The sequence below is a fragment of the Actinokineospora iranica genome (genome assembly GCF_900101685.1).
In the GTDB taxonomy this organism is placed as follows: Bacteria; Actinomycetota; Actinomycetes; order Mycobacteriales; family Pseudonocardiaceae; genus Actinokineospora; species Actinokineospora iranica.
On the sequence record NZ_FMZZ01000018.1, the window covers coordinates 30,446 to 53,602 of the forward strand.

At 71.4% G+C, this 23,157-nt stretch carries 23 protein-coding genes; 13 read left to right on the top strand and 10 right to left on the bottom strand.

The features are described 5' to 3' along the window. Positions 1-15 precede the first annotated feature (15 nt). Positions 16-555 carry an EF-hand domain-containing protein gene (locus tag BLS56_RS26740; RefSeq protein WP_091456391.1) on the top strand — a complete coding sequence of 180 codons (540 nt, stop codon included), beginning with the start codon at positions 16-18 and terminating at the stop codon, positions 553-555. Here the strand turns inward: BLS56_RS26740 and BLS56_RS26745 are convergent. The 3 genes from BLS56_RS26745 to BLS56_RS26755 all read right to left on the bottom strand — a co-directional run bounded on the left by BLS56_RS26745 (position 543) and on the right by BLS56_RS26755 (position 4,600). Then, positions 543-1,493, bottom strand: a complete 951-nt coding sequence (locus tag BLS56_RS26745; RefSeq protein ID WP_091456394.1) for a terpene synthase family protein — start codon at positions 1,491-1,493, stop codon at positions 543-545. The genes BLS56_RS26740 and BLS56_RS26745 overlap by 13 nt on opposite strands. After that, entirely contained in the window at positions 1,490-2,953 is a 1,464-nt protein-coding gene (locus tag BLS56_RS26750) for an FAD-dependent oxidoreductase (RefSeq protein ID WP_091456395.1), read from the bottom strand. Before BLS56_RS26750 ends, BLS56_RS26745 begins: the two co-directional genes overlap by 4 nt. A 72-nt stretch (positions 2,954-3,025) precedes the next feature. Then, positions 3,026-4,600 carry a hypothetical protein gene (locus BLS56_RS26755; protein WP_091456398.1) on the bottom strand — a complete coding sequence of 525 codons (1,575 nt, stop codon included), beginning with the start codon at positions 4,598-4,600 and terminating at the stop codon, positions 3,026-3,028. 187 nt (positions 4,601-4,787) lie between these two features. Between BLS56_RS26755 and BLS56_RS26760 the strand changes: the two genes are divergently transcribed. From BLS56_RS26760 to BLS56_RS26770, 3 genes are all read left to right on the top strand, one after another. Further along, positions 4,788-6,497, top strand: coding sequence for an FAD-dependent oxidoreductase (locus BLS56_RS26760; RefSeq protein WP_091456400.1), 1,710 nt, complete (start codon positions 4,788-4,790; stop codon positions 6,495-6,497). Next, a complete protein-coding gene (locus BLS56_RS26765) occupies positions 6,494-7,942 on the top strand; it encodes an ATP-binding protein (protein ID WP_091456403.1) in 1,449 nt (482 codons plus the stop codon). Before BLS56_RS26760 ends, BLS56_RS26765 begins: the two co-directional genes overlap by 4 nt. A gap of 185 nt (positions 7,943-8,127) precedes the next feature. Continuing rightward, entirely contained in the window at positions 8,128-9,249 is a 1,122-nt protein-coding gene (locus BLS56_RS26770; RefSeq protein WP_091456405.1) for a DUF6801 domain-containing protein, read from the top strand. 21 nt (positions 9,250-9,270) lie between these two features. On the opposite strand, the gene BLS56_RS26775 is transcribed toward BLS56_RS26770, so the two are convergent. Together BLS56_RS26775 and folE are read right to left on the bottom strand one after the other, a co-directional pair. Then, a complete protein-coding gene (locus tag BLS56_RS26775) occupies positions 9,271-9,918 on the bottom strand; it encodes a dienelactone hydrolase family protein (protein ID WP_091456408.1) in 648 nt (215 codons plus the stop codon). A gap of 63 nt (positions 9,919-9,981) precedes the next feature. Then, on the bottom strand, positions 9,982-10,569 hold the full coding sequence (folE, locus tag BLS56_RS26780; protein WP_091456513.1) for a GTP cyclohydrolase I FolE: 588 nt from the start codon (positions 10,567-10,569) through the stop codon (positions 9,982-9,984). A 134-nt stretch (positions 10,570-10,703) separates the two neighbouring features. Here folE and BLS56_RS26785 point away from each other — a divergent pair, with 134 nt between their 5' ends. Both BLS56_RS26785 and BLS56_RS26790 read left to right on the top strand, forming a co-directional pair. Then, the gene (locus tag BLS56_RS26785; protein WP_091456410.1) at positions 10,704-11,387 is read left to right on the top strand and encodes a helix-turn-helix transcriptional regulator; all 684 of its coding nucleotides are present in this window, start codon (positions 10,704-10,706) and stop codon (positions 11,385-11,387) included. Between the two features lie 263 nt (positions 11,388-11,650). After that, positions 11,651-12,172: an OsmC family protein gene (locus tag BLS56_RS26790; protein ID WP_091456412.1), complete on the top strand. Its 522-nt coding sequence runs from the start codon at positions 11,651-11,653 to the stop codon at positions 12,170-12,172. Positions 12,173-12,457: 285 nt separating this feature from the next. On the opposite strand, the gene argG is transcribed toward BLS56_RS26790, so the two are convergent. Then, the gene (argG, locus tag BLS56_RS26795; RefSeq protein ID WP_091456415.1) at positions 12,458-13,876 is read right to left on the bottom strand and encodes an argininosuccinate synthase; all 1,419 of its coding nucleotides are present in this window, start codon (positions 13,874-13,876) and stop codon (positions 12,458-12,460) included. A gap of 139 nt (positions 13,877-14,015) precedes the next feature. Beyond that, the gene (locus tag BLS56_RS26800) at positions 14,016-14,615 is read right to left on the bottom strand and encodes a TetR/AcrR family transcriptional regulator (RefSeq protein ID WP_091456418.1); all 600 of its coding nucleotides are present in this window, start codon (positions 14,613-14,615) and stop codon (positions 14,016-14,018) included. A gap of 80 nt (positions 14,616-14,695) precedes the next feature. On the opposite strand from BLS56_RS26800, the gene BLS56_RS26805 reads away from it, so the two are divergent. Beyond that, positions 14,696-15,193, top strand: a complete 498-nt coding sequence (locus tag BLS56_RS26805) for an FBP domain-containing protein (protein WP_091456421.1) — start codon at positions 14,696-14,698, stop codon at positions 15,191-15,193. Positions 15,194-15,203: 10 nt separating this feature from the next. Here the strand turns inward: BLS56_RS26805 and BLS56_RS26810 are convergent, their stop codons facing one another. From BLS56_RS26810 to BLS56_RS26820, 3 genes are all read right to left on the bottom strand, one after another. Continuing rightward, the gene (locus BLS56_RS26810; protein WP_091456424.1) at positions 15,204-16,196 is read right to left on the bottom strand and encodes a glycosyltransferase; all 993 of its coding nucleotides are present in this window, start codon (positions 16,194-16,196) and stop codon (positions 15,204-15,206) included. Positions 16,197-16,205: 9 nt separating this feature from the next. Next, positions 16,206-17,129 carry a class A beta-lactamase gene (gene bla, locus BLS56_RS26815; RefSeq protein WP_091456426.1) on the bottom strand — a complete coding sequence of 308 codons (924 nt, stop codon included), beginning with the start codon at positions 17,127-17,129 and terminating at the stop codon, positions 16,206-16,208. 429 nt (positions 17,130-17,558) lie between these two features. Beyond that, positions 17,559-18,173 carry a GGDEF domain-containing protein gene (locus tag BLS56_RS26820; protein WP_091456428.1) on the bottom strand — a complete coding sequence of 205 codons (615 nt, stop codon included), beginning with the start codon at positions 18,171-18,173 and terminating at the stop codon, positions 17,559-17,561. Positions 18,174-18,435: 262 nt separating this feature from the next. On the opposite strand from BLS56_RS26820, the gene BLS56_RS26825 reads away from it, so the two are divergent. From BLS56_RS26825 to BLS56_RS26850, 6 genes are all read left to right on the top strand, one after another. Then, the gene (locus BLS56_RS26825; RefSeq protein ID WP_091456430.1) at positions 18,436-19,224 is read left to right on the top strand and encodes a helix-turn-helix domain-containing protein; all 789 of its coding nucleotides are present in this window, start codon (positions 18,436-18,438) and stop codon (positions 19,222-19,224) included. Positions 19,225-19,273: 49 nt separating this feature from the next. Further along, entirely contained in the window at positions 19,274-19,801 is a 528-nt protein-coding gene (locus BLS56_RS26830; protein ID WP_091456433.1) for a hypothetical protein, read from the top strand. Between the two features lie 21 nt (positions 19,802-19,822). Further along, positions 19,823-21,088, top strand: a complete 1,266-nt coding sequence (locus BLS56_RS26835; RefSeq protein WP_139191016.1) for an MAB_1171c family putative transporter — start codon at positions 19,823-19,825, stop codon at positions 21,086-21,088. Between the two features lie 79 nt (positions 21,089-21,167). Beyond that, positions 21,168-21,794 (top strand): methyltransferase family protein, encoded by a 627-nt coding sequence (locus tag BLS56_RS26840; RefSeq protein WP_228771965.1) that lies wholly within the window; start codon positions 21,168-21,170, stop codon positions 21,792-21,794. A 61-nt stretch (positions 21,795-21,855) separates the two neighbouring features. Then, entirely contained in the window at positions 21,856-22,578 is a 723-nt protein-coding gene (locus tag BLS56_RS26845; protein WP_091456438.1) for a TNT domain-containing protein, read from the top strand. Between the two features lie 16 nt (positions 22,579-22,594). Next, positions 22,595-23,149 (top strand): hypothetical protein, encoded by a 555-nt coding sequence (locus tag BLS56_RS26850; protein ID WP_091456440.1) that lies wholly within the window; start codon positions 22,595-22,597, stop codon positions 23,147-23,149. Positions 23,150-23,157 lie beyond the last annotated feature (8 nt).

Genomic DNA, 23,157 nt, shown 5'->3' on the forward strand with positions numbered 1-23,157 from the left:
CCCCCGGGAGTGCCCATGCCCATCGACCACATCCGCCGCCGGATCGAGAGCCAATTCGACGCCCTCGACGTCACGCGCAGCGGTTACCTGGAATGGCGGGACTGGAAGCTGTTCATCGACCGCCTCAACACGCGGTTCGCCGACTCGGGCACCGAGCGGCACGAGACGCTGGAGAAGCGGTTCTACGGGCTGTGGGAGTGGCTGCGGAACCAGGCCGAGATCGACAGCGTCGGGCGGATCTCGCGCGCGGAGTACATCGACCTGTTCCTCGGTTTCCCCCGGGACGTGGCCAGTGAGCCCTGGTCGCGGGTGGCGCAGCCGGTGGCCGACGCGATCGTGGGGGTCGTGGCCGAGAACGGCGACGGCAGGCTCGACGAGCAGGAGTTCGCCGACTACCTGACCGTCGCCGGGTTCGGCGACGTCGACGTCGCGCAGGTTTTCCGCGACCTGGACAGCGACGGCGACGGGTTCATCACCAGCGCCGAGCTTGGCGCGCTCATCCGGGACTTCTATCTCGACACCGACGCCGACGCCCCGGTCGCTCAGTTCGGGTGACCGGTCACCGCGTGGTGGTAGCGGAAAGTGGTGCTGCTCCACCGGTGCACGCCGTCGACAAGCCGCGCGGTCTGCCGCAGGTACCAGCTCTGGTCCGGGTACTCGCGGCTCAGGCTCTCGCGCAGGGCGTCGCTTTCCCGGCGCAGGCCCTCAATCCAGGCGCGCACCGCGGCCAGCGCGGCGGGCCGGTCGGCGCCCTGGTGGCGCTGGAGGATCACGACCATGTTGAACGGGCTGTCGCGCTCCTCCTCCCGGCTGAGCGAGAACACGTCGTTGATCAGGGTGGCGGCGTCGGCGGTGTGCGCGCGCAGGCGGTCGAACGCGGGGTCGGCGCGCAGCCGGTCGGGCAGCTCGGCGCCGCGCACGCGTTCGAGCATGTTCATGAACGGGTACAGGCAGCTCGCGTGCCTGCGCAGCGGAACCGCGTCGTCCGGGGTGGGCAGCGTCCCGTCCGCGCGGTGGCGGGCCTCGGTGACGAACGTGTCCAGGCAGCGCGCCCACTCCGCCGCTGTCCGCCGCGCCCACGCGTCGGACATGCCGAGGCACTGGCGGCGGCGAATGTCCTGCCAGGCGGCGAGAATCGCGGCGGTGCGCGGGTCGGCCGGGGAGTCGGCCGGGGCGTTCACCAGTAGGTCGACCAACGCGCGGGCCTGCTCCGGGTCGCGGCCGGGCGGGCCGTCGAAGTGGTCGTCCAGGACGGTGAACCAGCCGAGGATGTCGATCAGGAGCAGCCGCGCCGCGCCTTGCGCCCGCGGGTAGCTGTAGGCGATGAGCTTCCACAGGCCCTGCGCCTGGTAGCGGTGGATTTCCCGCCCGGGCACCAGATCGCGCAGCCGCAGCCAGGCCACATGGTCCGCCGCCGCCGTGTGCCAGTCGGGGGCGAACGTCTCCGCAGTGTCGAGCGGCGGGCGCACCCGGGCGTCGACGGGGCCGCTCACGCCGCGCTTCCCAGTCGCCGCACCGAGTTCGCCGCGATGGCGGCCACGACCCGGGGGTGCAGCAGCGCCGCGGGGCTCGCCGCCATGTGCGCGGTCAGGTAGAAGCGCCGGAACAGGTCGCGGTCGCGCGGGATCAGGTCCAGCACCCGGTCGAAGTACCAGTGCGCGACGCGGGTGTGCGCGGCGGCCTCGTCCAGGTTCCAGGCCAGGTCCGAGCTGGTCGCCATGAGCCAGGGCAGCCGCAGGTCCCGTGCCGCCTGGCGCTGGAACCGGCGCGCCAGTCCGGTCAGGTCGCCGCGGCGCGCGTGGTCGGCGAGCAGGCCGCGCAGGGCCAGCGCCTGCATGGCCGCGACCGTCATTCCCTGCCCGTACACCGGGTTCAGCGCGCAGACGACGTCGCCGACGCACAGCAGGCGCTCCGGCCAGCGCGGCGCGCGGTGGAACAGGGTCCACCGGTTGTTCAGCTTGACGACCCGGTACAGCGGGGCGACCGGTTCGGCGGCCGCGACGCTGTCCGCGATGTGCGGGTTGGGCAGGGATCGGGCGTAGGCGAGGAATCCCGCCTCGTCGGCCGGGGTGACCTCGCCGCCCGCGCCGATGAGGGTGATCAGCCAGCGCCCGCCCTCGACCGGGAAGACGACCGCGCCCCGGCGTGTGCCGGGGGCGTAGGTGAGGCACGCGGTCGCGGTCCAGTCGGCCTGGAAGTCCGCTGGGACACGGTAAAGCCGTGAGCTGTAGGACAGATCGCCCCGCACGACGCGTTCGGCGGGCAGCGGGTGCCCGGCTTCGGCCAACGCGGCGGTGGACAGCGTGGACGTCCGGCCGCTCGCGTCGACCACGAGGTCCGCCTCGATCGTCCGCCCGCCGCCGCGCACCCCGGTGACCCGGTCGCCGTCCCAGCACAGGCCGTCGACGCGGACGCCGCCCAGGACGGTGACCGCCGGATTCGCCATGACCCGGCGGCGGATGCCCGCCTCAAGCGCGGCGCGGGTGGCGCTCTGGATCGGCACGCCGATGGCGCCGCGCGGCGCCCAGCCGGTGGGCAGCAGCAGCCGCCCGGACTCCCCGAGGTCGAAGACCGGCGCGCCCCGCCCGGCGAGTTCGGCCCGCAGCCCCGGGAACAGCTCCTCCAGGATGGCCGCGCCGCGGGCGAGCAGCGCGTGCGTGTGCCGGGCCTGCGGGACGCCGCCGCGGTATTCGGTGTCCGCGTCGACCGTGTCCTGCTCCACCAGGGTGACCCGCTCGAACCGGTCGGCCAGCACCCGGGCGGCCGACAGCCCGGCGATCCCGGCGCCCACCACGACCGCGTGCCGCCACTCGGCGCGGCCCGCGCCGACCCGCAGCGGCCACCGGCCCCGCACCACCGACGACAGCGATGCCGCCGACGGCACCTTCGACACCTTGGACACCTTCGACACCGACGACAACGACGCTCCGACCGCGTCGGCTACCCCCCGCATACCGCAACCGTGGCACATGTTGGGCCGATCCAGTAGCGGTCCAACCCGCTTGGAGCAGCGGCCGCGGGCGCGCTACCCGGCTGAGAGGGTGCGGCCGAGGCCGGTGAGCTGTTCGGTGGTCCGCTGAACGTGGTCGGACAGCAAGGCGAGCGCGCGGTCGACGGCCGGGGACAGGACCTCGGCCCAGTCGGCGGTCTCGGCTCGGGCGACGGCTTCGGCGGTGGGGTCCGGGAACTCGGCGGCGATGCCGTAGACGACCGCGCCGAGCGCCGACTCGATGACGAGGTCGGGGTCCAGCGCGCTGCCCCCGGACTCCGCGGCGGTGGCCAGCCAGGGATCGACCTGACTGCCCAGTGTGTCCCAGATCTCCGGTCGGAGCGCGCCGATGCCCAAGCGGCCCACCCACTCGACCACGATTCCCTCGACCCGCGCGGAGCGCGCCAGGTGGCCAACGCGCCTGATCTCATCGAAGGTCAGGCTGTTGGGATCGGCCAGGTACTCCGGCCGCAGGCTCATCGAGATCTGGTGGTGCCAGCGCAGCGCCCAGGCCGTCCGCCACCACATCAACAACTGCACCTGGGGTGGGGCGAGCCACAGCGCGATGTTGCGGAAGTACGACTTGATGTCCTCGTACGCCTGCCGCCCCTTTTCCGAGGCGAGGAAGCCCGCGCGTTTCACCGGGTCGCAGTTTTCTTTGTCACCGATGAGGTTGATGTTGAAGAAATGGTGCCAGGTGGCGTCGACCACCACCCGGCCGACGTCCGCGAGTTGGCCGTCGTAGGCGCCGATGACGCCGAAGGACTGCCGGTTCAGCGCTCCCTTGAAGTGCTTGGCGGGATCGGGGACGACGCCGACCGTGGCGTGGGCGACAAGCACGGGCGCGACCGATTGCGGGTACTCGACCACTTCGTGGCCGTCGAAGGTGAACTTGTTGTCCCGCTTGGCCGGGACGTAGCACTCGCCCTCGTGCGGGTGGTCCGGCAGCACGGTGATCGTCCCCCGGCACCCGCTCAGCAGGGGGTGGGTGTGCCATCGATACGGCTTGCCCGTGGGATCGTTCACCGAGTAGAAGGTCGGATAGATCGTCTGCGGGATGTCGTCCGACTGGTCGTCGAGCGTGAAGACGTCGTCGCTTCCCGACAGCAGCGTGTCGAGCCGGTCCGGGCCGAACTCGGGCGGGGCGATGGGCTCGTCCGTCTGTTCCGTCCGCGCCGTCGGATCTTTCTTGGGGTAGTACCACTTGCGCATACTGCGGACCCGGGGAACCTTGCCGCACATGGCATAGCCGAGGTTCTCGTGGTCGCCGGTGGCGAACACGCCACCGCCGTCGTTCATGAACTCGCTGAGCTTCCGCAATTCCTTGTCGCTCAGCGGTTCCTTTTCCCGATACACGCCGAACAGCCAGATCTGGTCGTACTGGGTGAGATCATGGGTGTCGAACCGGAAGTTCTTGTGGTCGGCCTCGGCCGACTCCAGGGTGTTCTGGCGGTGGGCCGTGGTCACCTCGACTTTGACCGATGGTGTGGTCTTCAGCGCGGCGATAAGCGCGTTCAGTCCCCAGGCCCGATCGGAGAAATTGCCCCGGTCGTCGGTGACGATCAGAACCTTGACCGGGGGCGGTGGCCACAGCAGTGGGTCCTCGCTCACGTTCTCGCTCCTGTCACTCGCAGGCGTCCTGGCCAGCGTCGCAGAGCCGGGAACGCCGCGCAGTCCCCGGACACGATGGTGGGACCGCGCCCTTCGGCTCTGCCCTGCGCGAACGGGCTCCCCGGCCCGGGGGAGGCTCACCTCGGGGTGTCGGCAGTGGACGGCACGGCTGATTCACACTGGTGCCATGACCGCGACACCGCTGACTCCACCGCAGGCCGCCGAGACCCGGGCGGCGCGGCCCTCGATCCTCACCGTGGACGACGACCCCGGCGTGTCCCGGGCGGTGGCCCGCGACCTGCGCAAGCAGTACGGCGAGCACTACCGCATCGTGCGGGCGGAGTCAGGGGAGCAGGCGCTGGCCGCGCTGCGGGAGATCAAGCTGCGCGGCGAGGAGGTGGCCGTGCTGCTCGCCGACCACCGGATGCCGCAGATGAACGGCATCGAGTTCCTGGAGGCGGCGATGGACCTGTTCCCGCACGCCCGCCGGGTGCTGCTGACCGCCTACGCCGACACCGACGCCGCCATCGCCGCGATCAACGTGGTCGACCTCGACCACTACCTGCTCAAGCCGTGGGACCCGCCGGAGGAAAAGCTCTACCCCGTGCTGGACGACCTGCTGCGGGCCTGGTCGGTGACCGACCGGCAGCCGCCGCGGCAGGTCAAGGTGATCGGGCACCGCTGGTCGCCGCGGTCGTACGAGGTGCGCGACTTCCTGGCCCGCAACTCCGTCCCGTTCCGCTGGCACGCCCTGGACGGCGCGGACGCCGAGGCCGCCCGGTTGCTGGAGGCCGCGGGCCAGGACGGCGGCAAGCTGCCGGTGGTGGTGACCGCCGACGGCGACGCGCTGGTGCAGCCGTCGGACACCGAACTCGCGGGCCGGGTCGGGCTCACCACGCAGCCGTCCGCGGACTTCTACGACCTGATCGTCGTCGGTGGCGGGCCCGCGGGCCTGGGCGCGGCGGTCTACGGAGGCTCGGAGGGGCTGCGGACCGTCCTGGTGGAGCGGATGGCCACCGGCGGCCAGGCGGGCACCAGCAGCCGGATCGAGAACTACCTGGGCTTCCCTGACGGCGTCTCCGGCGGGCAGCTCACCGAGCGCGCCCGCAGGCAGGCGCTGAAGTTCGGCGTCGAGATGCTCACCACCCGGGACGTGGTGGCGCTGGAGGCGCGCGGCTCGGCCCGGGTCGTGCGCTTCGACGACGGGACCGAACTGGCCGCGCACACCGTCCTGTTGGCCACCGGTGTGTCCTACCGGATGCTCGCCGCGCCGGGCCTGGACCGGCTGGCGGGCCGCGGCGTGTTCTACGGCGCGGCGACCACCGAGGCGCCGCACTGCGCCGGGCAGGACGTCTACCTGGTCGGCGGGGCCAACTCCGCGGGCCAGGCCGCCATGCACTTCGCCAAGCACGCCAGCCGGGTCGTGCTGCTGGTGCGCGGCGCGTCGCTGGAGCAGTCCATGTCGAGCTACCTCATCGACCAGATCGCGGGCGTCGACAACATCGAGGTGCGCAGCCACACCGAGGTGGTCGCGGGCTCGGGCGAGGACCACCTGGAGTCGCTGACGCTGCGCGACAACCAGACCGGCGAGACGACGACCGTGCCCGCGTCCTGGCTGTTCGCCTTCATCGGCGCCGCGCCGCGCACCGACTGGCTGGCGGGCACGCTCGCCCGCGACAGGCACGGCTTCGTGCTCGCCGGGCCGGACCTGGTCGCCGAGGGAGCCGCCCCGGCGGGCTGGCCGCTCGACCGCGCCCCCTACCACCTGGAGGCGAGCGTGCCCGGCGTGTTCGTCGCGGGCGACGTGCGCGCGCAGTCGGTGAAGCGGGTCGCCTCAGCGGTCGGGGAGGGCGCGATGGCCGTCACCCTCGTCCACCGCTACCTGGAGGTGTCGTGACTGAGCGACTCACGGCGGACGACCTGCGCGAGCTGTTCCTGTTCGAGCGCCTCGACGCCGACCAGCTGGCCTGGCTCGCCGAGCACGGCCAGGTCGAGACCGCGGCGGCGGGCACGTGCGTGCTCCGCGAGGGCGACCCGGCCGAGTGCTTCTCCGTGCTGCTCGACGGCACGGTCGCGCTCTGCCGCACCATCGGCGGCGACCGCGTCGAGGTCAACCGCACCGACCACCGCGGCGCGTACTTCGGCGCCACCCAGGTCTACCTGGAAGCCGACGTCGCGTCGAAGACGATCTACCAGATGACCGTCGAGTCGATCACCGACACCCGGTTCTTCCGGCTCCCCGCCGCCGAGTTCGGCCAGGTCGTCCGCGCGTGGTTCCCGATGGCCGTGCACCTGCTGGAAGGGCTGTTCTTCGGGATGCAGAACGCCCAGGCGACGGTGGGCAGGCGGGAGCGGCTGCTGGCCCTGGGCGCGCTGTCGGCCGGGCTGACCCACGAGCTGAACAACCCGGCCGCCGCGGCGGTCCGCGCGACCGGCGCCCTGCGCGAGCGCGTCGCCGGGATGCGGCACAAGCTCGCCATGCTCGCCGACGGCGCGATCGACCCGGCCACCCTGCCCGCCCTGGTGAAACTCCAGGAAAGCGCGGTGGAGCGGGTCGCGAAGGCGCCCAAGCTCGGGCCGATGGAGACCAGCGACCGCGAGGACGAGGTCGCCGACTGGCTCGACGAGCACGGCGTCACCGGCGGCTGGGACCTCGCGCCCACCCTGGTCGCGGCCGGGCTCGACGTCGAGTGGCTGGACGAGGCCGCGGCGCTGTGCGCCGGCTTGGTCACCGAGGCCGCCGTGCGCTGGCTGGCCTACACGGTCGAGACCGAGTCGCTGATGAACGAGATCGAGGACGCGACCACCCGGGTGTCGACGCTGGTCGGCGCGGCCAAGCAGTACTCGCAGCTGGACCGCGCCCCGTTCCAGGAGGTCGACGTGCACGACCTGCTCGACTCCACGGTGGTCATGCTCGGCCGCAAGATCGGCGATGACGTGCGGGTCGTCAAGGACTACGACCGCTCGCTGCCGCTGCTGTCGGGGTACGCGGCCGAGCTCAACCAGGTGTGGACCAACCTGATCGACAACGCGATCGGCGCCATGGGCGGCTCCGGGACCCTGACCGTGCGCACGTTTCGGCGCGACGAGTCCGCGGTGGTCGAGATCGGCGACACCGGCCCGGGCATCCCGCCCGAGCTCAAGGGCCGGGTCTTCGAGCCGTTCTTCACCACCAAGCCGGTCGGCGATGGCACCGGCCTCGGCCTGGACATCTCCTGGCGCATCGTGGTCGACAAGCACCACGGCGACCTCCGGTTCGAGTCGGCCCCCGGCGACACCCGGTTCCAGGTGTGGCTGCCGCTCGCCGCCCCGCCGCCGACAGAACGGCTTGCCGAGGGATAGGCCGAATGCGCCGCGATAGGCCGAATGACGTATTCGGTGATTGTCATCCCGTGCCATTTTCTCCGACCCCTGGTTAGCGGCGGGCGGGTATTTTTCCGGAGACTCGTTCTATTCTGGAGGACATTCTCAGAAGGGGTTACATTCAGCGGCGACGTCGGGGGCCGTCCCAACGCTGGGGAGAGCACATGCGGTTGACGAAGGCGCGCAGAGCGTTCGCGGGTTTCCTGGCCATGCTCTCGACGGCGAGCGTGCTCGCAGTGGCGAGCGCGGCGACAGCCGAGGCGACCACCGTGTCGCACTCGAAGTCCACCAGCTGCAAACTCTCCGCCGATGGCGGGGAGTACATCAGCGCGAGCGTGAGTATTTCCGTGGACTTCCCCGATCTCATCTATGCCGGTGTGCCGACGCGGCCCTCGCCCTTCACCGCGACGGCGTTCCCCCGTGATTTCGTCCAGGAGTTCCGCAGGGTCGGTGCGACGACGATGGACGCCACGGCCTCGGTGCAGTTGGCCTTGGACGGCGGCCTCGGCCCGGACAGTCGGGCGTCCGCGACCTGGTCGGCGACCGATCTCCCGCTCGATTCGCCCGAGTCGGGAAACTGGTCGGGGACGGGGTTCGTGCGACCGATCACCATGGCCGCCCCCGGCAAGCAGATCGCCGTTCACTACGTCGCCTTCGGGGTCACCTTCACTCCACGCAAGGCGGACGGCTCCCTCACCAGCCTGGGAGTCGTGCGGCCTGGGTGCATCCACGTCCCCTACTTCGAGCCCTGGCACATGATCGACGTCCTGCCCCGCGTCGAGCACGCCGACCTGGCGGTCTCCGGCAGCACCCGGCTCGCCCGGCCCGACGTCGAGGCGGCCACCGGGCCCGGGACCCTCAGCGCCGACCTCGACCACGCCGACGACTCGGTGACCGGCACTCTGCGGCTCGATGAGCCGATCCAGGCCAATGTCGCTTTCCTGGGCGTCCTTCCCGCCACCGCGACCGTCCACTTGACACAGACCGGACCGCTCAAGGGCGAGACACGTGACGGGACTCTGCGTGCCGAGGCGCCCCTGGTCGTCAAGGTCACCGACCTCGCGGTGCTGGGCGTCCCGGTCATCCGCGCCGACGCGGACTGCCAGACCGCGCCCACCGCCCTCGCTCTCACCTCGGGCCCCGCCTTCACCCTGGCCGAAGGGGGTCCACTGAGCGGCGGATACACCATTCCCGCCTTCACCGGCTGCGGCCCGCACACCGGCTTCCTGAACAGCCTGCTGTCCGGTCCGGGGAACACCCTGAGCCTCACCGCCGCCCGCGCGTAGAGGTTTCGCTTTCCCGCGGTGTCACCGGTTTTCGGCGAGGTGGCGGACGAACCACGCTGCGGCGAGGCGGGCGACCTCGGCCAGGGTTCCCGGTTCCTCGAACAGGTGCGTGGCCCCGGGGATCGTGCGCGACTCGGCGGGCGCGGTGAGCGCGGCGAGGGCGCGGCGGTTGAGGTCGAGCACCTCCGGGTCGCGTTCCCCGACGATCAGCAGGGTCGCCGCGCGCACCTGAGGCAGCGCGGGACCCGCCAAGTCGGGCCGCCCGCCCCGGGACACCACCGCCCGCACGGCGTCCGGCCGGGCCGCGGCGGCGATCAGCGCCGCGGCCGCGCCGGTGCTGGCCCCGAACAGGCCGACCGGGAGGTCCTGGGTGTCCGCGTGGTTCCCGAGCCAGTCGACGGCGCCGACGAGCCGGTCGGCGAGCATGTCGACGGCGAAGCGCGCCCGCCGGTCCGCCGCGTCCGAGCGTTCCTCGGCCTCGGTGAGCAGGTCCATCAGCACCGTGGCCAGGCCGTGCCCGGTGAGCACGGCGGCGACGGCCTGGTTGCGCGGGCTGTGCCGCGAACTGCCGCTGCCGTGGGCGAACAGCACCAAGCCCACGGCGTCGGCGGGCGCGGTGACGTCCGCGGCGAGCCGCACACCCGCGGTGGGGATCTCGACGGCGCCCATCCCGCCTCCCTCGGTCCGGGTGACCGGCCTACCCGCCCTGGGACGCGGGAAACCCTTGTGGCCTCAGCTGTTCACGCCCGCCAGGGCGAAGAACTCCTGCCGGGACCGGGCGTCCTCCCGCAGCGCGCCCTGCAGGGTCGAGGTCACCGTGCGGGACCCGGTGGCGCGCACCCCGCGCAGGGACATGCACATGTGCTCGGCCTCGATCACCACGCCGACGCCGCGCGGCGCGAGCCGGGTCTGCAGCCAGTCGGCCACCTGCTTGGTCAGCCGCTCCTGGACCTGGAGGTCGCGGGCGAACAGCTCCACCACGCGGGCGAGCTTCGACAGGCCGAGGATGCGCTCGCCGGGCAGGTAGCCGACGTGCGCGACGCCCTGGAACGGCAGCAGGTGGTGCTCGCACAGCGACTGCACGGGAATGTCGCGGGCCAGCACGAGTTCGTCGTAGCCCTCGTCGTTCGGGAACGTCGTCATGGTGAACTCGCGCGGCGTGAGCATCTCGGCGTAGGCGTGCGCGACGCGCCGGGGCGTGTCGGCCAGGTGCGCCGCGCCCGGGTCCCGGCCGAGGGCGACGAGCAGGTCCGCCACGGCCCGCCGCGCCGCGTCGAGGTCGATGTCCCCGTAGGCGGGCGGCGCGGAGGGCGGGATCAGCGCCGGAAAGTCGGCGCTCCACTCCGTCGGGTGGATGCTGGGCGCCTCTGCGGTCACGACTCCTCCTTCTATCGACAACTCAGGCTAACCTTAGAAGCCCTCCCGACATTTCGTCAACGAAGGTGGATTTTAGAATGGCCGACGAAGCCTGGGCCGCCCGCGTCTCCGCCATCGCCGCGCTCGACGAGCCGACCCGGCGGCGGCTGTACGAGTTCGTGGTCGACCACCCGGCCCCGGTGAGCCGGGACGACGCCGCGGACGCGGTCGGAGCCCCGCGCACCACGGTCGCCTTCCACCTCGACAAACTCGTCGCGGAAGGGCTGCTTGAGGTCGTCTACGAGCGCCGCACCGGCCGCAGCGGCCCCGGCGCGGGCCGCCCGGCCAAGCTGTACCGGCGCTCGGCGGCGCAGATCGCGGTCTCACTGCCCGAGCGGCGCTACGAGCTGGCCGCCCGCCTGCTCGCCGACGCCTGCCAGGAGTCCGAGACCTCCGGCGAGCCGGTCCGCGCCGTCCTCGGCAGGCTCGCCCGCGACCTCGGCCGTGACCTCGGCGCCGCGGCCCGCGCCACCGGAACCGGCACGGCCGTGGCCGCGCTGCGGTCCATGGGCTTCGCGCCCCGGGAAGAGGAAACCGCCGTGGTGCTGGGGAACTGCCCGTTCCGCAGCCTCGCCCAGCGGCACGCCGAACTGGTCTGCGGGATGAACCTGTGCCTGGTGGGCGGCATCCTCGACGGCCTCGCCGCCACCGGTTGCACCGCCCGCCTCGCCCCCCGGCCCGACCACTGCTGCGTCCGCGTCGACCAGTCCGCTCCCGCCTGACCGTCGAGTTCGGCCCGCGCCGCGTCCTGGCCGCCATGGATCGACTAGCGGGGCGCGTTCTCGCGGTATATCGCGAACGCCCCGCTGACCGGAAAGCCGAATACGGGAAGCTGACCGCCACCTTCACCGGCGACCTCCACCTGACCCCTCCTAGCACGAGCGTTCCCGGTCGTCACGGGGTTCCACACTGCGGTTCCCCTCACCATGCCCGCCGCGGGCGGGCATGGTGAGGGGGGTTCACCCCCCGCGAGAAGGAGAAGCAGATGACCGTGGAAGTGCGGAACCCCTTGAACGCCGTGGACATCGCGGCGGTCGGCAACCTCGTCGCCGCGATCCAGGCGGACGAAGCCAAGGCCAAGACCACCTGGGCCGCGCACGTCACCTGGAAGGGCGGGTTCCAGTCCGAGGCGCGGGTGCGCGGGTTCGCCCCGACGCCATCGGACGAGCCGACCGCGCTCGGTGGCGCGGACACCGCCGCGAACCCCGTCGAACAGCTCCTGAGCGCGCTGGGCAACTGCCTCGCCGTGGGCTACGCGGCGAACGCCACCGTGGCCGGAATCGCGATCGACAAGCTGGTGATCGACCTCAAGGGCGACATCGACCTGCGGGTGTTCCTCGGCCTGGCCGAGGGCAACGCGGGCTTCGACTCGATCACCGCGAAGGTCCGGATCGAGTCCTCGGCCCCGCGCGCGGACATCGAGGCCCTGCACGCCAAGGTCACCCGCACCTCCCCGGTGGGCCACACACTCGGCAACGCGGTCCCGGTCGACATCGCCCTGGCGTGACCGCCCGGGGGCTCGGAAAACGCGGTCGCGCTCGACGGCGACCGATTCCGCGCGGTCGAGCACCTGGCGGAAGCACGCCACCGCATCGTCCTCGGCGACGATCCCGCCGCCCCGGCTCCCGCCGCTGGGCCGCGTGCAAGCCCAACCTGCTCAACGTCGCGCCGTGGGAGCCGCGGTTTCGGTCCTCTTTTCCAACCGCTTCCACACGGGCGCGCCGACGAAAAGCACCCGGCTCCCGTCGGCGAACCGAGGGAGCCGGGTGCTTCAGATCCGTTGGCGCTTGGCCTAGTCCGCGCCGGACTCGATCGCGGCCCGGTCGAGGGCGTCGGGTTCGGCCGCCGCGCCCTCGTGGTCGGCTTGGGCGATGGCCGCCGCCCCACCGGGGGGCAGTTCGCCGATGAGCCCGTCCCACGCGGTGAGCTGGCCGTGGGCCGCGTACTGCTCCAGCTTGCTGCGCGAGTCGGCGATGTCGAGGTTGCGCATGGTGAGCTGGCCGATGCGGTCGCCGGGGCTGAACGCCGGGTCGGCGCTGCGCTCCATCGACAGCTTCTCCGGGTGGTAGCTCAACTCCGGGCCCTGCGTGTCGAGAATCGTGTAGTCCTGCCCGCGGCGCAGCCGCAGAGTGACGCTGCCGGTGACCGGGAAACCGATCCAGCGCTGCATACTCTCGCGCAGCATGAGCGCCTGCGGGTCGAACCAGCGGCCCTCGTAGAGCAGCCGCCCGAGACGGCGGCCCTCGACGTGGTAGGTGGCCACGGTGTCCTCGTTGTGGATGGCGTTGAGCAGCCGCTCGTAGGCGATGTGCAGCAGCGCCATGCCGGGCGCCTCGTAGATGCCTCGGCTCTTCGCCTCGATGATGCGGTTCTCGATCTGGTCCGCCATCCCGAGCCCGTGCCTGCCGCCGATGCGGTTGGCCTCCAGCACCAGGTCGACAGCGGAATCGAACGTCTGCCCGTTGACGGCCACCGGCCGCCCCTGGGCGAACTCCACGGTGACGTCCTCGGTCTGGATCTCGACCTCGGGGTCCCAGAAGGCGACGCCCATGATCGGCGACACGATCTCCATCGAGGTGTCCAGGTGCTCCAGGCGCTTGGCCTCGTGCGTGGCGCCCCAGATGTTCGCGTCGGTCGAGTACGCCTTCTCGGCCGAGTCGCGGTAAGGCAGGTCGCGCTGCTCCAGCCAGACCGACATCTCGTGCCTGCCGCCGAGTTCCTCGACGAAGGCCCGGTCGAGCCAGGGCTTGTAGATCCGCAGGCTCGGGTTGGCGAGCAGGCCGTAGCGGTAGAACCGCTCGATGTCGTTGCCCTTGAACGTGGACCCGTCGCCCCAGATGGAGACCTCGTCGGCGCGCATCGCGCGGACCAGCAGGGTGCCGACCACCGCGCGGCCGAGCGGGGTGGTGTTGAAGTAGGTCTGCCCGGCGGACCGCAGGTGGAACGCGCCGCACGCCAGCGCGGCGAGGCCTTCCTCGACCAGGGCCGTGCGGCAGTCGACCAGCCGCGCCTCCTCGGCCCCGTACGCGAGCGCTCGGTCGGGCACGGCGTCGAGGTTCGGCTCGTCGTACTGGCCGATGTTGGCGGTGTAGGAGTAGGGGATGGCGCCGCGTTCGCGCATCCACGCCACCGCGACTGAGGTGTCCAACCCGCCGGAGAACGCGATACCGACGCGCTCGCCGACCGGAAGTTCACTGAGGACCTTCGACATGCGCCCAGCGTAGTGAACGGCCCCGCTTCCCACGGTGGCGGGGCAGGCGGCCCCGGCCCGGCCCAGGCTGGCGTAACGCGGGTCACGCGGGTCCGCCGACAGTACTTTGAGGACAGTGCGCGGCGATTCGAGCGCTGTCTCAGTCTGTTTCCCGCGCGGATTCAGCCGGGTCGGTGGCGGGCCAGTTTCGGAGAGCGACGTCGAGGGCGTCCAGGGCCCGCGACCACGAGGCGTCCAGCGAGCGCGGGTGGTGGCCCATGCCGCCGGTCGCCTCCAGGTTCGCGTAGCCGTGGAAGGCGCTGTGCAGCAGGCGCACGGCGTCGGTCTGGTCGGGCTCGGACAGCCGGTAGTCGCGCAGCAGCGCCCGCGTCATCGCCGAGTGCCGCCGCGCCGCGTCCGCGCCCGCCGCGTCCGGGGCGAGGTCCATCCGCATCGCGGCGTAGCGGCCGGGGTGCTCGCGGGCGTAGTCGCGGTAGGCGTTGGCGAAGGCGACCAGGGCGTCCTTGCCCGCGCGGCCAGCCAGCGCGGTGGCGACCCGGTCGGCGAGTTCGGCCAGGGCGAGCGCGGCGACCTGCGCCTTCAGTTCCCGCACGCTCTTGACGTGCGCGTACAGGCTCGCGTCCTTGACGTCGAACCGGCGCGCCAGCGCCGAGGCGGTCACCTGCTCGAAGCCGATCTCGTCGGCCAGTTCCGCCGCCGCCTGGATCAGGCGCTCGGCGGTCAACCCCGCGCGGGCCATCTGCCACCTCCATTCCTAGGGTTCCTAGGATACAACTTAATAATTCGACCCTCCGGCCTAGGGGAGGTAGCTTGCTGCCTATGAAACCGATTGCCGAGCGCGACCTGCGCGCGTCCTTCGTCAACTGCACCAAGGGTGAGGCGAAGCGGCTGGCCGTGCCCAAGGACCTCGCCGCCCAGCCGTGGGACGACCTGGACTTCCTCGGCTGGCGCGACCCGGCCGCGCCGCAGCGGGCCTACCTGGTCGCCGAGTCCGGCGACCGGCTGGTCGGGGTGGCGCTGCGGCAGGCCGCGGCGCAGGCGGGCCGGGCGCGGCGGAGCATGTGCGCGCTGTGCCTGACCACGCACCCGGGCGGCGGCGTCGCGTTGATGACCGCGCGCAGGGCGGGGCAGGCCGGGCAGCAGGGCAACTCCGTCGGCTCCTACCTGTGCGCCGACCTGGCCTGCTCGCTCTACCTGCGCGGAAAGAAGGAGGTCGAGCCGGGCGGCAGGCTCCGCGAGTCGCTGACTTTGGCCGACCAGATCGAGCGGACCACGGCGAACCTGGCCGCGTTCCTGGACAAGGTGACCGGGGCCTGAGCGCGGCGAATCAGGCGGCGTAGTCGGAAAGCCTGCGGGCCACCTCGTCGGGCGCGGGCATCCGGGCGATCTCGTCGGCGATCACCTGAGCCGCGGCCCGGTGGTTCCCGTTGCGCGGCAACAGCTTCCGGGCGTGCTCGGTGACGGCGTCCGCGGTCATCTCGGCCGGGAGCAGGCGCAGCCCCGCGCCCGCCGCGAGCACGGCCGCCGCGTTGGCGAACTGGTCGGCGCCCTGCGGCAGGACCAGTTGCGGGACGCCGGCGCCGAGCGCGCCCAGGGTGGTGCCGCTGCCACCGTGGTGCACAACGGCGTCCACACGCGGCAACAGGTCCGACTGCCGCACCCAGGTCCGCGCGAAGACGTTGTCCGGCAGATCACCGAGGTGCGCCAGCGGCACCCGGCCCGCGGCGACGACCACGTGCGCGTCCAGCCGCGCCAGCCCCTCGATGACGGTGGCCAGCAGTTCCGGCGTACCGAACGCGGTGCCGAGCGTCAGGTAGACCAGCGGCTTGGAACCGCGCTCGCCACTGGGGGCGGCCGGTGCCGGATACGGGACGGGCCGCATCTCGACGCGTTCCTCGGTGGCGACGAAGTCCTTGTCCTGCAATGAAGGCGGGCAGATGTCGAGGTGCGGCAGCGCGGGCACGTCGGCGGTCGCGGGACGCTGGAGGCCGATGCCTTCGGGGAACATGCGGCCGAAACCGTGCCACAGGCCGGGAATCCCGGCGCGGTGCGCGGCCACCGCCGCACCCGGCAGCCCCCACTCGTGGATGACGAGGTCTGGCCGCAGCCGCGCCAGGTCCGGCGCGAGGTCTTCCGCGTAGATCTCGTAGAACGAGTTCGCGGGACGAAAGGGACGCAACCCATTGGCGGACAACGGTTCGTGCACCTCTTCGCCCGCTGCGAAGTGGACTTCGTGCCCGGCTTCCCGCGCGGCGATCGCCAACGGGATCAGCGGGTAGGTGTGGCCGACCGACCCCAGACTGGCGAACAGCACGCGCATAAGTCGAACCTACACGGGCCCTTGCGTGAGCGCGGACACCACGTAGGCGGCGGTCTCGGCGAGCAGGGCGGGGTCGGAATCGGCGTCGCGGTCGGCTTTGCTCGACATGATCGAGACGACCAGCGGGGCGGCGTTCGGCGGTCGCACGACCGCGAAATCGTTGAGGGTGCCGTAATCGCCGGTTCCGCTCTTGTGCGCCACGGCCCACTCCTTCGGCACGCCCGCCCGGATGCGGTCGGCGCCCGCGACACCGCGGTCCAGCAGGTCGCGGAGGAAGTCGCGCTTGTCGGTGGGAAGCGCGTCGCCCAGCAAGATTCGGTGATAAGTGGAGCCGAATGCCCGGGGGGAGCTGGTGTCCCGCGGGTCGCCGGGGGTGGCCTCGGTGATGTCGGGCTCGGTTCGGTCCATGCGGGTGACGGTGTCGCCGAGGCCGCGGGCGTAGTCGGTCAGGCGGGCGGGGCCGCCTAGGTCGCGGAGCAGGAGATTGCCCGCTGTGCCGTCACTGAAGCGGATCGCGGCGTCGCACAGTTGGCGGATGGTCATGCCGGTGGCGACGTGCCGGGCGGTGATGGGGGAGTGCTTCATGAGGTCGGTTCGGGTGTACTGGACGGTGGTGTCCAGGTGGGACAGCGGGTTGCGGTGCAGGACCGCGGCCGCGGCTAGCGCCTTGAAAGCTGAGCAGAAGGCGAAGCGGTCGTCGGGGTGGTGGGTGATCGTGGTGTTGGTGGCGGTGTCTATCGCGTAGACGCCTAGGCGTGCGGAGTACTTTCGTTCCAGCTCTGCTAGGGCGGTGTGGGGGGTTTCCGTGGTGGTCGGCGTTGTCGGGGTGGTGGTGGCGGCTGGTGTCGCTTCTCGTGTGCACGCGGCTAGGGGCAGGAGTGCCGCCGTGCCAAGGAGGGTGCGGCGGGTGATGCCGGATCGCTGCGGTGTCACGGGTTTTCCTTGTTGTGGCTGGGTTGGGTCTCGTGGGGGTTGCTCGATGGGGTGGAGTGGTTTCTTCGGGGCCCTTACGAAGGAAGATCCGTCGCGGGGAAAGACGGGTGGGGAGCCTTCGGCCCCACGACCACGGCGAGTTCAGGGATCTTCCTTCACCCCTGAAGAAGCCACTCCACCCCATCGAGCATCTGGCGAGCGTAGGTGCGGCCTGACAGGAGGGCGGGTGCCCACCTCTTTGCGCACATCGAGTACTGGGCTGGCGCAAGTGCGGCCTGGGTAGGAGGTGGGGTGCGCACCTTGCGCATCCCATCGGGCGCCTGGCAGGGGCGGGCCCGGTGGCAGGTGGTTGGGTGTGCTCGGCTGTCCGCGTTTCAGCCACCGCCATCCGTTGTGTCCATTATGGACTTCTGTGGTGGGTCTGGGTAATCACTTGTTCCGATCGGAGGCGAGCCAGAAGCCCGCGCCCGAGGACTTGGCGGTGCGCATGGCTGCTTCGGCCTTGAGTTCGAGGCGGCTGAGGCGCATGTCCTGGCCGGGGTGGAACAGGGCCACGCCGATGGAGATCGACAGGCCGGTGACCAGTTCGCGGCCGTGCTCTGTTTGGACTTGGACGACCAAGCCTGACACGCGCCTGCGTAGCCAGTGGGCCTTTTCCTCCGCCGCCACGCGGTCGGCGCCGCGTAGCCAGATCAGGAACTCGTCGGCCGCTCCGCCGCACCTGCTGACCAGGTCGGTCGGGGCGGTGCCGGTGCGCAGGACTTCGGCGACCGCGCGGAGGATGGTGTTTCCTGCGGCGTGGCCGTAGGTGTCGTTGACCCGCTTGAAAGCGTCCAGGTCGAGGTAGAGCACCGCCCCTGGGCTGCCCTCGTGGTCTGCTTGGCGCAGTTCTCTGGGCGCCTTGTCCGACCACGACCAGTGGTCGTACAGACCGGTGATCAGGTCGCGGGTTGGACGGCCGCACGTGTCGCACCACGGCACGTGCTCGGAGTCGAGTGAGTCGGTGACTCTGGTCGGTGGTGTGTGTTGCTCTTGCACGTACATCGGGCCCCCTTCTTTCTTCCCCTCCCGAGTTCGGCGAAGAGCACCGGCCGACCCCTCGTCCGGCTGGTGCCCGCCCCCCAAAATGCGCCGCCGCGCTTCCGTTTCGCAGCGATTCCCTTACACTCTGCAAGCATAGAGCCGGACAGCGACGATATCAACCAGACTTGAGAAGCGTTGGGTCGGATGCTAAATTCTGGTTGCTAAACGTTGGGGGGCAACAGGTTTTTGGAACATGGGTATCCGACCTGCGGAAAGGGGGCCTGTGAGCGGCACCGAGCGTCCCAGGTTCTGGCAGCTCCTCGATCGGCTCTGCAAGGAACGCGGCGTCGGCAATGTGGCGCTCGCCGCCGCGTTGGCCGAGGTGAACTGCCAGGTCACGCCGCAGTACCTGTCGGCGTTGCGCTCCGGCAAGAAGGACAACCCCAGTTACGCGCTGGTGCACGCGCTAGGTCGCGTCCTCGACGTGCACCCCGCCTGGTTCCTCGGCGGCCGCCGCGACCGCGCGCCCGGGTCGGTGGCCGCCGACAGCTTCGCCGTGCGGCTGCGCGCGCTGTTCGAGGCCATCCGCCCGGCCAACGGCGCCCCCTACAGCATCCGGGAGATCGTGAGCCGGGTCCCCGAGCGGGTCGCCACGCTGCCCGGCGACGGGTGGACGCTGTCCGCGCCGACGCTGACCGATCTCTACAAGGGGACCAACGACAACCCCGGCCTGCGGCAGATCCTGGTGATCGCCGTCGTGTTCGGCGTCGAGCCCTGGTACTTCTTCGATGACGACTACGCCCGCAGGGTGGACGCAGAGGCCACCGCGCTGCGGATCTCCACGGTGCTGGAGCTTGACGTCCGGGCCGTGGTGATGCGCAGCCTCGGCGGCGACCTCGCCCGGCAGGTCGACTCCCAGGTGATGGGCACGGTCATGACCCAGATGGCGCGCGCCTTCTTCCCGGAGAAAGCCGACCAGGTGGAGCAGTTGCTGACCGCGAACGACCCCGCTGGGAACGACCGCGCTGCGAACGACCCCGCTGGGACCGACGCTGAGCCCGGCCATGACTGACCTGACAGCAGCGATCTGGAAGGCACGAGAGGGATCGCACGGTAACCCTATGAATGGCAAAGAGCGCAAGAAGGTCGCGAGAGAGCTGGTCGAGGCTCTGGGCGTGACGAGCGCGATCACCACCGAGCAGCTGTGCTACCGGCTGTGCGAGGTGCTCGGCGAGTGGGAGAAGCGGCCGGTCAAGCTGGCCTTCATCGACGTCCGGCCGATGGGGCTCAGCGGCTGCACCTGGATCTCCAAGGACGACACCGGCCCGATGGGCATCGTGGTCTCGCCCGGTCCGAGCTGGGTCTACCGCCTCGGCGTCCTCCTGCACGAGATCGCCCACCGGCTGCTCAAACACGACGCCATCGTGCACACCGGCGAGGGTCCGCACCTGTTCGGCAACCTCGAGCCGCAGGCCGAACGCCTCATCGCGGGCCGGACCGACTTCACCCGCAAGGAAGAGGACGACGCCGAACGGCTGGCCACCACGCTGCACAAGGCGCTGTTCGCCTGGTCGGCGACGCGCAGCCGCGAACCGCTTCCCGTGTCCGCGCCGACCGCGCTGCACCGGATAGCCGGATCGCTGGAATAGCGCCGAGTCCTGGGGGAGTCCATGTCGCCATACGCGACCACTTATCTCTGCGCGGGGGTGGCGTTCGCCACCAGCGCGGTCAAGATCCGCCACGCGTTCCAGGTCCCCCCGGGGCCGGAAGCCGCGGGCAAACGCGCGCTGCGCCTGACGATCGCCGTGGTGGCCGCGCTGGCCGGGCTGGTGATGGGCCTGTCCGCGCCGCCCGTCGTGGTCTGGATCAACCGGGTCTCCGGCGTGGCCAACCTGACCGCGCTCATCGTCCACATGGGAATCATCGCGCTGGCCGCGTCGGCGCAGGTGCTCTTCCTGCTGTGGTCGGCCGACATCTCCGATTCCTGGCCCAGGGTGCGCAGGCGGCTGTGGGTGCTGGCCGCGATCGGAATCGCCCTGGTCGCGCTGTTCGCCCTCAGCGACGTGCCGGTCGAGCGCCCGGTGGACTACGAGTCGTACTACGCGCGGCAGCCGGTCGTGGCCGTGTACAGCGGCCTTTATCTGATCGCCTATGGGGCGGCGCAATTCGGGGTGATCAGCCTCGGGCTGAACTGGTCGCGCTCGCACCACGTCGCGGGGCGGCCCTGGCTGCGGCGCGGCCTGCGGATCGTGGCCGCCGGCTCGGCAGGCGGGCTCGGCTTCTCGGTGGCCCGGTTCACCGCCATGGCGGGCCAGTGGTTCGGCCTGGACTTCGACGCGGTCGCGCTGCCGCTGTCGCTCGCGTTCGGGCAGGTCGGCCTGCTGGCGTTCGTGGTCGGCCTGCTGCTGCCGCCGTTCGGGCCGCCGCTGGCGACCATTCCCGGCCGGATTCGGGTCTATTTCTGGGAACTGCGCGCCTACCGGCTGCTGCGGCCGCTGTGGAACGCCCTGCGCCCGGTCAATCCCGAAGCCGTGCAACCGTTGGCGCACAAGGAGAGGTTCAGCGTGCGGTGGCGGGTGATCCGCCAGGTGATGGAGATCTACGACTGGCTGGCCACGCTGCGCCCGCACCACGACCCCGAGGTGGCGCGGGACGCCGAGCGGGCCGGTCGCGCGGCCGGGCTGACCGGGGCGGCGCTCGACGACCTGGTTCTGGCCTGCCAGATCAAGGTCCTGGTGGCCACCAGACCGTGGCTCACCTCCCCGGCGGCGGCCCTGGCCGACCCGCCCGCCGTCGCCGCTGGCGCCACCGAGGCCGTCTACGTCACCGAGGTGTCCCAGTTGGCGCGCCTGGCGGTGGCCTACGGCTCGCCCCTGGTCGAGTCGGTGGCCAGAGAGCACCTACGCCGCGCCGTCACCAGCCCAGACCCGGTATGACCGCCGTTCCCACCACCACTCGGAGAACCCTGATGAGCCCAGTGCCCCGCCCAGTCCCGCGCGTCCGAGGCGGGGTCCGGTGACCCTCGTCGCCCTGGGGATCTTCCTGCTCTGGCTCGTCCTCGCCTTCGGCGTTCCGATGAGCCGGATGCGCCGCCGCACCGGCGGGCGGGACGCGGGCTTGCGCATCTCCGGCCCGCTCCAGTGGTGCGGCGAGGCGGCGTTCGGGGTGATCGGGCTGACCGGGCTGGCCAACCCGGTCCTGGACCTGCTCGGCGCGCTGCCCCGGATCGACCCGCTCGACCACGTGCCGCTGCGGGTTCTCGGCCTGGTCGTCGCGGTCGCCGGGGTCGCGGCCACGGTGTTCGCCCAGTTGTCCATGGGCGCCTCATGGCGCATCGGCGTGGACCGCGCCGAGCGCACCGACCTGGTCACCACCGGCCCGTTCGCGGTGGTCCGCAACCCGATCTTCGCCGCGATGCTGCTCACCGGCCTCGGGCTGTCCCTGGCGCTGCCCAACTTCCTGTCCTTCACCGGCCTGCTGCTGTTGTACGCCACGGTGTCCACGCTGGTGCGCCGCGTCGAGGAGCCCTACCTGACCGAGACGCACGGCGCGGACTACCTCGGCTACGCGCGGCGGGTGGGCCGGTTCTTCCCCGGTGTCGGCCGCCTGCGCCGGGCGGACAAGTCATACCCGGTTGGATAGTCGACAGCGCACACCTTGTGGTGGTGGACTTGAGCGAAGATCATCAACGACTGGAGGCTCGATGACGAGTTGGCCGATTCGCTCGTTGCTCGCGGTGGTCGGCGCGGTGGCGCTGCTGGCGCCGACCACCGTGACCGCGCAGGCGCAGCCATCCGCCGGGCGGCTGACGGAGTGCTCGCAGACCCACACGCTCGACGACCCGCGGTTCGGCCCCAGGGTGCTGCCCAAGCGGGGAGTCGTCGGCGAACAACTCGTCGGCTACCGGCGCACCGGGAAGCTCACCCCGCGACGATTCCTGGAGACCTATTACGACTCGGCGGCCAACGGCGGCCAGGGAAGCTGGCGCTACCCGCCCGCCGACGGCTATCTCCTGTCCCCGGAGGGCACTCCGGTGATCATCCCCACCCGACTCGCCCCGGGACGGCTTCTGGACCGCTACGGCAGCGAGTACGGCCAGTTCCTCGCCCCGAAGGGTTCCTCGTACGCCAGCCGGTCCATTCCCCCGCAGAGCCTGGTCAGCACCCCCGCCGCGTACTGCAACTACCGCGCCTATGAGGTTCTCCGGCCGTTCGTCGTGGACTCCGGCCCGATCGCGCCCTGGTTCGCCCAGCCCGGAGGGGGCTGGCAGTACCAGCTCAAGGCCGCGCACATCCCCGGCGCGCCGTCGCCGCTGAATGTGAAGTGGCTGCTGGACAACGGTTTCCTGAAGCGGATCATCGGCCCACCGCAGACCCGCGCCGAGCGGGACCTGCCCACGTTCGACCGCGCCCTGTCGTTCGGCTGAGCTAACCTGCTCGCTTGTGACACCACCGAATCCAGAGTTCCGGCGGCGGGTCCGCGAGCTGGCCGAAAGCCAGTGGCGGGAGCCGGTCGTCGTGGTCTACCTGCGCGAGGTCAAGCCCGAGTTCGACGTCCCCGGCAGGCGCAAGGACGGCACAGTCGAGGGCGAACGACTGGTCCGCCGGTTCTTCTGGAACATCTTCCGCGGCACGGTGGGCGGCCTGGCCTGCGTCATCCTGTCGGTCGCGGGCGGCGCCGCTGGGCACGTCTTCGGCCGGGACGGAAAGGTGACCGGCCCGGAAAACGCCCAAGCCCTGGCCCTGGTCGACGCCGCCCGGCCCGCCAACGGCCCCTGGCTGGTCTGCTCCCCGTCCCACGTCGCCGTGGTCGACACCGGCCACACCTACCTCGACCCGGCGGGCAGCCCGCCGCCCACAATCCTGTGGCACGCCGAGAAGCCGCACGCGCCCCAGGTCCGACCGGCCCACCGGCGCCTCACCTGGCCCGACGGTTCCGAGTACACGTATCACATCAGCGCAGAGGAATCGCGGTTCCTCAAGCAATCGGCGGTGTAGCGCCCGTC